This window comes from Candidatus Eisenbacteria bacterium (assembly GCA_016867495.1).
In the GTDB taxonomy this organism is placed as follows: Bacteria; Eisenbacteria; RBG-16-71-46; order CAIMUX01; family VGJL01; genus VGJL01.
Window position 1 is genome coordinate 1 of sequence record VGJL01000292.1, and the last position, 2,445, is coordinate 2,445.

Here is a 2,445-nt window from a genome sequence, read left to right on the forward strand (position 1 = left end):
TGCAGGTCGCAAGGAGGATGAAAGCCATTGCCAACGCGGCCAGTAGTCCTCGCTTCATGACGCACCTCCATCTGATTCATCCGGCAGCGGCTCGGAACCCTTGCGGACCCGAGGGATCGGGCACCACGCGAGGAACTGCTCGAGCCGCTCCGGAGGGATCCTCAAGAATCGCACAAGATCCGGCTTCTGCAGCATGCGCTGGCCGAAGGCGGCGAGCGCTAGATTCACGAATCTCTCCGGCAATCCGGTGGGGCGCCTCTCATCCACCCGCCGGGAAGCCCTGAGCCGCGACGCCGGCGGGGCCTGCTCCGATCTCCGCATGTCGAGATCCGCGAGACGCCGCCACAGAACCGCAGGGGCCACCTCGCAGACCTCCGCCATGTGGACGATGCCGCTCCTTCTCGACTCTTCGTCCACTCCGTCCCCCACCGGCTCGATCGCGAAGGTCCTCACCAGCTCCTGCGGCAACAGCAAGGCTCTCGCGAATCGATCGGCGCGAATCTCCTCCTGCGAGGAGGACAGATTCTCCAGGTTCGAGCGCCTCCATCGGCAGAACCGGCTTCGATAGGGATTCACATCCATCACGAGATGGCCATACTCGTGTGCGAGAATGAAGCTCGCTTCCCGGCTCCCCTCGGCCGCCCCAACCAGCAGAGAGGGCCCCAGCTCGCCGAGATAGTGGAACCCCCCAGTCAGTATATCGGGCGATTCCGGGCCGCGGTCTCGCCGCAACACCTTGATCCCGCGCTCGTCCAGGGCATCGAGGAGCGACTCCGCGGGCTCCATTCCGAGCGATAGCAGTCCCCGCTCTTCGTTGGCGAGCGCCTCGACATCGGCGCTCGGCAGATCGAGATGGACTGGAAGCTCGAAGAAAACCTCGCCCTGGATCAGCCGCTCGAGAAAGGCGAACTGATGGGTCAGTCGAACGAACTCGAGCAGTTCGATGCGCTCCGCGGCGGTCGGGGGAGGATCGGCGACGAAACCCTCGATCTCCAGGAGCGTCCCCTCCAGGACAATCTCCCCGAACGGGTAGTCCTCCAGCTCGCGGATCCGTCTGGCCATCTCCCCTCCATCGCCAATCGTAGGCTGATGGCGCGAAGCATGGTAGCCCCTGCAGGCGGGGGCCGGCCGCCCCCTCCGCAACCGGAGTTCAGCCGGCCCGGCCGCTCTCGTCCCTTACGATGGCCGCGAGCGCCGCCACGCGATCGCGATCGACGGGGGCTTCGATCCTCCCTCCCTCCTTGATCCAGCCTCCCACGATGAAGCCGTCGCAGTGCGGGGCCAGGAGCCGCGCCGAGTCGGGGTCGATTCCACTGGCGGCAAGCAGGGGGATCCCGGGGGCGACGCGGCGCGCGCGGATCAGCCGCTCGGGATCGACCGGCGAGCCCGTCCGCGGGCCCGTCACGAGGATTCCATCGGCCATGCCCCGCTCCGCCAGGTCGAGGACTTCCTGTTCGATGGGACGCTCGACCAGCGGGGCCGAGTGCTTCACGGCCACATCCGCCAAGATCGAGACGGCGGCTCCCAGGCTCCTGCGGAGCCGGAGAGTCTCATCCGCTCTTCCCTGGAGGATCCCCTGATCGGAGACAACCGCGCCCATGTGGACGTTCACCCTGATGAACGAAGCGCCCGCTGCGTGCGCGATCGAGAGAGCGGAAGCCGCATCGTTGCGGAGAACGTTGACTCCAAGGAGAAAGCCGGCCGGGGCCCTATCGCGCAAGCGAGACACGATTGTGGCCAACGCGGCCACCGTCACGGGGGGAACACGATCGCCGTGAAAGGGGCTGTCCCAGAAGTTTTCGACGACGGCGCCGTCGCCGCCCCCGGCAATAATGGCGGCTAGATCTGCGCTCGCGTGACTCATCACTTCATGCATGTCTCCGCGACACCCGGGGCTTCCAGGCAGCGGTCGCAGGTGCACCATACCCAGCAAGACCGGAAGGGGGCGGCCTCCGGGGAAGGCCACGCCGGGGCCGCGAGAGAAAGCCGTTCCTGTCATCGCGCCAAGAGAGTGTAGCCGATTCCGACCTTCACATCGGGGGCGTCGTCGAGGCCGATCGCGGCCTCCAGGAAGAGCGGATACTCGTCCAGCTCCAAGCCCGCGACCGCGTGCCATCCGATCTCGAATTCGCTCTCCGCTTCCATGAACACGACCTGCATGGTCAGAATCCCGCCCGCGTAGAGGCGACCGATATCAGGAACCGGATATCTGTAGACCAGATCGGGACTGATGGCCAAGAGCGTCAAGTCGTCCCCGAAACCTAGCGTCGCGCTCGGGCGGAACCCTAGGTCGCCGGCCAGAATGCTCAGGTCGAGGTGAGTGCCGAAGAACACTTGGTCCGGGTCGTCCGAGAAGCCGCCCCGGAGGCCCCAGCCTGCCGTGGTTGTCGGAGGCGCCGCCTGAGCCCCCCCCGGCGCAGATCGCCAGGATCCCGGAAACGATGC

Annotated in this window: 3 protein-coding genes; all 3 read right to left on the minus strand. The window is 66.4% G+C overall.

All coding sequences use genetic code 11. The features are described from left to right. Positions 1-54: 54 nt before the first annotated feature. On the minus strand, positions 55-1,062 hold the full coding sequence (locus FJY88_13575; GenBank protein MBM3288357.1) for an ImmA/IrrE family metallo-endopeptidase: 1,008 nt from the start codon (positions 1,060-1,062) through the stop codon (positions 55-57). Between the two features lie 88 nt (positions 1,063-1,150). Next, positions 1,151-1,999 carry a BtpA/SgcQ family protein gene (locus FJY88_13580; GenBank protein MBM3288358.1) on the minus strand — a complete coding sequence of 283 codons (849 nt, stop codon included), beginning with the start codon at positions 1,997-1,999 and terminating at the stop codon, positions 1,151-1,153. Then, positions 1,996-2,334, minus strand: a complete 339-nt coding sequence (locus tag FJY88_13585; protein MBM3288359.1) for a hypothetical protein — start codon at positions 2,332-2,334, stop codon at positions 1,996-1,998. The genes FJY88_13580 and FJY88_13585 overlap by 4 nt, the downstream gene beginning before the upstream one ends. Between the last annotated feature and the right edge of the window lie 111 nt (positions 2,335-2,445).

What these genes read in the sequence shown, in the direction of transcription:
- FJY88_13575 (MBM3288357.1), bottom strand. Translation starts at nt 1,062, where the DNA reads ATGGCCAGACGGATCCGCGAGCTGGAGGACTACCCGTTCGGGGAGATT.
- FJY88_13580 (MBM3288358.1), bottom strand. Translation starts at nt 1,999, where the DNA reads ATGACAGGAACGGCTTTCTCTCGCGGCCCCGGCGTGGCCTTCCCCGGA.